Source organism: Streptomyces sp. HSW2009, assembly GCF_040240285.1.
Taxonomy (GTDB): Bacteria; Actinomycetota; Actinomycetes; order Streptomycetales; family Streptomycetaceae; genus Streptomyces.
Genome location: NZ_JBEHZD010000444.1, coordinates 1 through 6,870 on the forward strand (window position 1 = coordinate 1; position 6,870 = coordinate 6,870).

8 protein-coding genes are annotated in these 6,870 nt (G+C 67.2%); 2 read left to right on the forward strand and 6 right to left on the reverse strand.

All coding sequences use genetic code 11. The annotated features are described in order from the left end of the window. Window positions 1-129 precede the first annotated feature (129 nt). Together dcd and AAHZ94_RS25720 are read left to right on the forward strand one after the other, a co-directional pair. Window positions 130-705 carry a dCTP deaminase gene (gene dcd, locus AAHZ94_RS25715; RefSeq protein ID WP_349995607.1) on the forward strand — a complete coding sequence of 192 codons (576 nt, stop codon included), beginning with the start codon at window positions 130-132 and terminating at the stop codon, window positions 703-705. Window positions 706-790: 85 nt separating this feature from the next. Next, the gene (locus AAHZ94_RS25720) at window positions 791-1,297 is read left to right on the forward strand and encodes a phosphoribosyltransferase (protein WP_349995608.1); all 507 of its coding nucleotides are present in this window, start codon (window positions 791-793) and stop codon (window positions 1,295-1,297) included. A gap of 86 nt (window positions 1,298-1,383) precedes the next feature. On the opposite strand, the gene AAHZ94_RS25725 is transcribed toward AAHZ94_RS25720, so the two are convergent. The 6 genes from AAHZ94_RS25725 to AAHZ94_RS25750 form a co-directional block, all read right to left on the reverse strand. Then, a complete protein-coding gene (locus tag AAHZ94_RS25725; RefSeq protein ID WP_349995610.1) occupies window positions 1,384-2,553 on the reverse strand; it encodes a methyltransferase domain-containing protein in 1,170 nt (389 codons plus the stop codon). Beyond that, window positions 2,550-3,515, reverse strand: a complete 966-nt coding sequence (tgmB, locus tag AAHZ94_RS25730; protein WP_349995612.1) for an ATP-grasp ribosomal peptide maturase — start codon at window positions 3,513-3,515, stop codon at window positions 2,550-2,552. The genes AAHZ94_RS25725 and tgmB overlap by 4 nt, the downstream gene beginning before the upstream one ends. 5 nt (window positions 3,516-3,520) lie before the next feature. Further along, window positions 3,521-3,712, reverse strand: coding sequence for a hypothetical protein (locus AAHZ94_RS25735; RefSeq protein WP_349995614.1), 192 nt, complete (start codon window positions 3,710-3,712; stop codon window positions 3,521-3,523). 444 nt (window positions 3,713-4,156) lie between these two features. Beyond that, window positions 4,157-4,351 (reverse strand): DUF397 domain-containing protein, encoded by a 195-nt coding sequence (locus tag AAHZ94_RS25740; protein WP_349995616.1) that lies wholly within the window; start codon window positions 4,349-4,351, stop codon window positions 4,157-4,159. Between the two features lie 11 nt (window positions 4,352-4,362). Beyond that, window positions 4,363-5,214: a helix-turn-helix domain-containing protein gene (locus AAHZ94_RS25745; RefSeq protein ID WP_349995618.1), complete on the reverse strand. Its 852-nt coding sequence runs from the start codon at window positions 5,212-5,214 to the stop codon at window positions 4,363-4,365. 140 nt (window positions 5,215-5,354) lie between these two features. Beyond that, entirely contained in the window at window positions 5,355-6,578 is a 1,224-nt protein-coding gene (locus AAHZ94_RS25750) for a Yip1 family protein (protein WP_349995620.1), read from the reverse strand. Window positions 6,579-6,870 lie beyond the last annotated feature (292 nt).

The window sequence follows — 6,870 nt, forward strand, 5'->3', positions numbered from 1 at the left end:
CCCACATCTACACACGGTGTAGCGCGGCCCGCGTCATTTGTTTAAAAGACACAGCGCACCCCCTGGGGGGGGGGCCCCCCCCGGTGGGGGGGGGCCCTTGGCCGTTATCCGGCCGCGTATCCTCGTGACGTGCTTCTCTCTGACAAGGACATTCGGGCCGAGATCGAATCCGGCCGAGTGCGGATCGACCCCTACGACCACCAGATGGTGCAGCCGTCAAGCATCGACGTGCGCCTGGATCGGTATTTCCGGGTGTTCGAAAACCACCGCTATCCGCACATCGACCCGGCCGTCGAGCAGCACGACCTGACGCGCGAAGTCGTGCCGGACGGCGATGAGGCGTTCATCCTGCACCCCGGGGAGTTCGTGCTGGCTTCCACGTACGAGGTGGTGAGCCTGCCGGACGACATTGCCTCGCGTCTCGAAGGCAAGTCGAGCCTCGGCCGGCTCGGGCTGCTCACGCATTCGACGGCCGGCTTTATCGACCCGGGGTTCTCCGGGCACGTGACGCTGGAGTTGTCGAACGTGGCGACGCTGCCGATCAAGCTGTGGCCGGGAATGAAGATCGGCCAGCTCTGCATGTTCCGACTGACCTCGCCGGCCGAGCACCCGTATGGTTCTGCCCGCTACGGGTCGCGCTACCAGGGACAGCGCGGGCCGACCCCGTCGCGGTCCTTCATGAATTTCCACCGGACGCAGGTCTGAGCCAGCCCCCTGGGCGCGCGGCCCCGCGTCGGGGCCCCGCGGGAGCGGGCCGGGAACGCGACGAGAGACGGCGAGGGCGAGTGAGATGAGTGCGGAGAATGCGGTGCGCGAGAATCTGACGTACGAGACGTTCGGACGGGCGATTCGGGAGTTGGCGCAGACGATCGCCGATGACGGTTACGAGCCGGACATAATCCTCTCCATTGCCCGTGGTGGCGTCTTCGTCGCGGGCGGTCTCGCCTATGCGCTGGACTGCAAGAACATCCACCTGGTGAACGTCGAGTTCTACACCGGAATCGGCACGACATTGGCCATGCCGGTCATGCTCGCGCCCGTTCCCAATGCCATTGATTTTTCCGATAAGAAGGTGCTCATCGCCGACGATGTCGCCGATACCGGAAAGACGCTGAAACTCGTCCACGACTTCTGTGTCGGCACGGTCGCCGAGGTGCGCAGCGCGGTGATCTACGAGAAGACGCAGTCGCTGGTGAAGTGCGAGTACGTGTGGAAGCGCACCGATGAGTGGATCAACTTCCCGTGGTCCGTCGAGCCGCCCGTGGTCCGCCGCGACGGCCAGGTACTCGACGCCTGAACCACGCCACGCGCCGGCCGCCCTGCGGGCGCACCACTCGCCCGCAGGAGCGTCCCGGTGGGGCGAGCGACTGTCAGGCAGTCGGCTCACAAGCTCCAGCGTCGCCCGCTGTCCGGGTAGACGATGTGCGCGCTGCCGTCGGGTTCGCGGACGTAGACGAGCCGATCGTGCTCCGGGCGCCCGTTCTCGGTCCACCATGCCCACAGGTGTTCGACTCGGCTCCACAGGGACGGTGCCCCGCCGAAGGTAACCGTCTGTTCGCCTGTGATCGGGGACCGAGCCCATGACCCGTCCGGCCGCTGGAGCTGGAAGGACACCACTCCAGTCTCGTCGTCACAGTGGTAGACGAACTCGGCATCGCGCAATTCGGCGGCGAGCAGCAGCCGGAAGGCGTAGTTCGACCGGAGATCCCTCCCTGAGACGCTCGTCGTCCTGGTCGCGGCTTCGGGTTCGTGGTCGGGGCGCTCGGTCGGGGGGTAGCTCGTCTCCGCGCTGCGGGCGGGCATGAACCGCCCGCCCGCGGTCGTGAAACGGCCCGAACAACGACCGTCGTCGCGGACCACAAGCCGGACGACGCCACCCTCGACGCCGAGGCCGACGTCGGTCACTATGACGGTTCCGGGCTTCGTGTTCGCCATCAGGTCGTCGGTCAGACCAGGGAGCGAGCACGTGCTGATAATCCGGTCGAACGGTTTGGTGCCGGGGTATCCCTTGCGGCCGTCACCGACGGCGAGCTGCGGCTCGTACCCGGCCTGGGCAAGGTGTTCCCGGGCGCTTTCGACGGTCGTGGGGTCAATGTCGATGGAGTACACCGCGCGCTGACCGAGGCGGGCGCAGAGCAGTGCCACGAGATAGCCGGTGCCCGTGCCGATGTGCAGCACCAGGTCGTCGTCCTCGATTCCGAGGTCTTCCAACATCCCGGCGAGCACGCTCGGCAGGGTGCTAGACGAGGTGGGGATGCCGGTCCACGTGTGCTCGTCGACGCGCTCGGCGGTGTCCGGGTCGAGCGTCGTCACAAGGGTCTCGTCGCGGTAGACCAGCGGCAGACGGCGCTCGTCGGTGGTGTCCAGCATTCGCCACGCCGCGACGCCCTTGTCGGTGGTCCCCATCTCGTACCACCTGGGTACGAACAGATGCCGCGGCACGGTGGAGAAGACGTCGAGCCATCGTTCGGAGCGGATCGCACCGTCTTGCTTGAGCGACTCGACCAGCGCGGTCAGGTAGGGCCGTGCGACATCGAGGGGTGATTGACTCATGCGGTGACTCCTTGCAGTTCGTCCGCGATGGCCTCGGCGATGGGGTGCCCGGTGCGGTGTTGGATCCAGTCCCACTGGCCACACGGGTTGGCTTCCAAGAACGTCCAGTCACCCGATGCGGAAACGATGAAGTCGAGGGCAGCGAATCGCAGGTCGAGGGCCTGCATGTAGCGTTCCACGCCCTGAGCGACGTCGTTGGGCACTTCGCAGGTCCGATAGGTGAGAGACGCATAGTCGCTGCGCCAGTCGATGTACGCGTCGGCATTGCCGGCGTGAATCTCGGCAGCAAACTGCTGACCGCCGACGACTGTCAGCCTCACCTCGTGCGCCTTCGGCACCCACGCCTGGAAGAGGTGGGCGGTTGTGTCGATGCCCCGCAGGTCGACGAGATCCTCCTCGGAGAGACGGCACGTGTAGACCGTCTTCAGCTCGTCGCCCTCGATCAGAACGGGTGAGGCAACCGGCTTGCAGATCAGTGGACCAGGCATGTCGGCGGCGAAGGAGCGGACGGCGTCCGGACTGTTGGTGATCAGAGTCGGTGGGATCACAAGGCCGCTCCGACGCGCGACATCAAGCTGAACAGGCTTGTACTCGGCTCGGGACATCGCCGACGGGTGACTGACCCACCGGCAATTCAAGGCGGCGATGATGCCGCCGAGTCCGGAGCGTGCTTGCGCCGCGGCGAACCGTCGCTCTGGTCCAGACATACCGTCAGGAATCCTGAACGGCTTCGGTGTTCGGTAGTAGACGGCGGCGACGTCGGCGAGGTCGAGCCGCCGATACGGGGACCATAGGGGCCCCGTCCACCCGCTGTCGTCGTCGATCCGCCCGCCGAGGGTGAGCCGCTGGGGAAAGCCTTCGGCATCCATCCGAAAAACGTCAGCACCACGATCGGTGAGCGTCTTCACCACCCGATCGGTGGGCCAGTCCTCCCGCGAAGCGATGACGAGGATGGTGGGCACTGACCTCAGTCCTTCGGGCCCTCGTCGAGGGGCGGAGGGTTCTTGATGTTGCCGTCCGGGACGGTGGGGTTATGGGTCCCCATGTACGGCAGCACATCGGTGTCGACACCGATTGAAACCTGCCGTTCGTCGTCGTAGATCGATGCCGGAAGGGGGGTTGCCTTGGTAGCGTCGGGCGTCCGCGCGAAACGGAGCACCCACGGTCGGGTGTTGGGCCCGGTCGGAGGCTCCGAGCTGTGGGGCAGACGACCCCCCTCCGGGGCGAGCGGGAACACCTCGGTCGGTTGGGACAGAGTGGGCACGGTCTGAAGTCCTCTCGGAACAACGACAGGCGGTGGGCCGCCGGTATGGCAGTCAGGGGAAGGCTGAAGCGAGCCGTTCGCCGCAATGGGAAGGTGCACGTCCCGCGCCCCACGAGGAAGGGTGTTGGGCTGCCAGCAGCCACCCCAACCAAAAGACACAGCAGGGGTGTTGGCGTAGCCGGGTGCATGGCGGCGCCTTCAGTGAAGGTAGCGTCACTGATTCGATGGGATCAATAGGGCTACCCGCCGGCCGAATGATCGGCATATGCCAGAGCACCCCACGCCGCTTGGCGGTGTGGGGTGCTCTGGTGTCGCAGTTGGCAGGTGGGGCGAGAGTGACTAGTCAAGCAGGTGGTCGAAGTCGCCGTTCTTGACCCCCAGAATGAAGGATTTCAGCTTCTCCGGGGTCGTCGTGATCACCTCGTTGGGCTGCTCGCTCTCACGGAGTCTGACCGTATCGCCATCTCGGGATATCCCCATGCAGGAGTTTCCGGCTTGACAGAATGAGGATATCCGCCAAAGACTCTCCGTCATTCCCTGACCTCTCAGAGTTGCTGCACGATGCCGTGGATGAAATCTCTAGAATACTCGACTGGGAGAGCTTTCTTTTTCATGCGCTCCAAGAGATTTCGATAGTTTCTCAACTGGGCCGGCGAGTCGATAAAGGTGACTCCGTGAGTGGCGTCCAGTTGGACGGTGTCAAGTTCCGAAACATCGCCCTGTGCGTAGAAAATGGACTGGCCCGATCCGGCGAAACCGCCTGCGTCGAACGGGATCACCTGTATCGTTATGTGCTCGCGCTCGCCCATGGCGAGCAGATAGTTGAGCTGGGACCGGGCCACTTTCCTGCCGCCGAATTGCATACGTAGTGCGGCCTCGTGAATCACGGCCTCGCACCCTGGCGGCCACTCTCTTTCAAGGATTGCCTGCCGTCGCATCCTGTGGTTGATCCGCCTATCGAGGTCGAACCCGGAGAGCGGTGGGTCGATCTCAGAGAAGATGGCTTTGATGTGATCTGCGGTCTGAAAAAGCCCCGGAATGTGCGCGATCTGGTATGTGCGCAACCCGCGACAGTGGTGTTCAAGTTCAGCAATGTCGAGGAAATCCGCAGGCAAGGATTCCCGGTACTCAAGCCACCACCCCTTGGTTCGATCCTCAGCGATCTTTACCAGGGCATCGACGTAGTTCTGATCGTCGCAGCCGTAGGCGCAGGCAAGAGCGCGCACGCGTTCGCCGCTGACCCCGAAGCGGGCCGTCTCCATCTGGCTGATCTTCGTGTGGTCAATGCCGAGGAGTGGCGCCGCCTCCCGGCTGTTGTGGCCGGCGGCCTCCCGCAGGCGCCGCAACTCCGCGCCAAGACGGCGCTGCCGCGCTGTGGTGACGGTCCGGGGTGGCATGTCGTCAGTGTGCCCGCGCGGGGGTTGCCGGGTCCAGCAGGATCAGTGTTGCTACACGGAATCACCCCGCACAAAGGGCCCAGAACCTCGAAGGTTCTGGGCCCTTGCGCATGGCCGGGGCCGCGGGGCGGCCGGGTGGGTTACAGCGTGCCCAGCTTGATGATCGACAGCAGGGCGATGAGCTGGATGGCGCTGGCCGCCAGGGCCTTGGGCCAGGGGAGGTCGTGCGACTTGCTCACCATCGAGGTGAAGAGCGCGCCGGCCGCGATCCAGGTGGCCCAGCCGAGGAACTGCACCAGGACGCTGTCGCCGCCGAGGAACATCGCGAACAGCAGCCGGGGCGCGTCCGTGATCGAGGTGATCAGCATCGACAGGCCGATGGTCGGCGCCCAGGCGCCGTCGCCGCCGAGTTGGCGGGCGAGGGTGTGGGTGACCGCGCCGAGGATGAGACCGCTGAGCACCACGGCGACCGCGGTGCTGAACATCCACGGGATGCTGTTCGACAGCGAGGCGTTGAGCACCTCGTCCCGGGCCTGATCGAGGCCGAAGACCGCGAGCAGCCCGTAGATGAAGGTCACGGTCAGTGCCGTGGGCCACATCGGGTGGTCGCGCATCTGCCAGAACGTCGGGCCCGGCCGCAGCACGATGCCGCGCAGCAGGTCCTTCCAGTGCAGCCGCGGCCCGGGGGGCGGGGCGGGCTGCCCGGCCCGGTAGGCGCCCGCCTGGCCGTCGTCGTAGCCGTCGTCCCCGTACCCGTCGTCGCCGTAGCCGCCCTGCGGCCCGTACGCCGGGTCGTCCAGGCTGAACTGCTGGGTGTGCCCGGGGTTGTCGTTCGGGTCGTACGCGGGCTGGCCTCCGGCGTGGCCCGGGTGGTGACCCTGCTGGCCCGGGTGGTGACCCTGGTGGCCCGGCTGGCCGCCGTGCTGCTGGCCGCCGCCGGGGCCGTAGTACGGGCCCGGGCCGCCGTCGCCGAAGTACTCCGGCTCGTCCGGGCGGCCCTGCGCCGGGTGCGGCCAGTTCACCCGACCGGCGCTCGGCGCGTACGGGCCGGGGGCCTGACCTGGGCGGTGACCGCCGGGGCCGGGGCCCTGGGGCGGGCCGCCGTAGGGCGCGGGGCCGCCGGGCGGCTGGCCGTACGGCGCGGGTCCGCCCTGCCCGTACGGCGGCGGGCCGCCCTGTTGTCCGTACGGCGGGGGCGCCTGCTGGGGACCGGGGCGCCCGGAATGCCCGCTGTGCCCGCCGTGCCCCGAAGGCCCCGCGGGGCCGGGGCGTCCGGGGGGCCCGGGGTACGGCCCCTGCTGCCCCTGTTGTCCCTGCTGCCCCGAGCGGGAGTCGCGTCCGCGTCCGATCCTGAATACAGCCACGATTAGAACGTACCAGGTCTCGGCGACGGCGGTGACGGGGCAGGGGGGAATCCGCCGGCCATTGCGGCCGAGCTGTGACATCCCTTAGGGGAACCCTGGGGGGCTAACCCCCCGTTGACCTTGGCTTTTGGTGCACCCTGCGGCGCCCGAGCGGGAGTTTACGACCCGTTCGGCGACTTGGCTGGCCGCGCGGCTCGTGGTGGCTGGGAGTCGGGGCCAGCGAGGTGGCTGGGTGGGGAAGGCCGCGAGGTGGGGGGGGGGGGGGGGGGGGGGCGCCCCCCCCCCCCCCCCC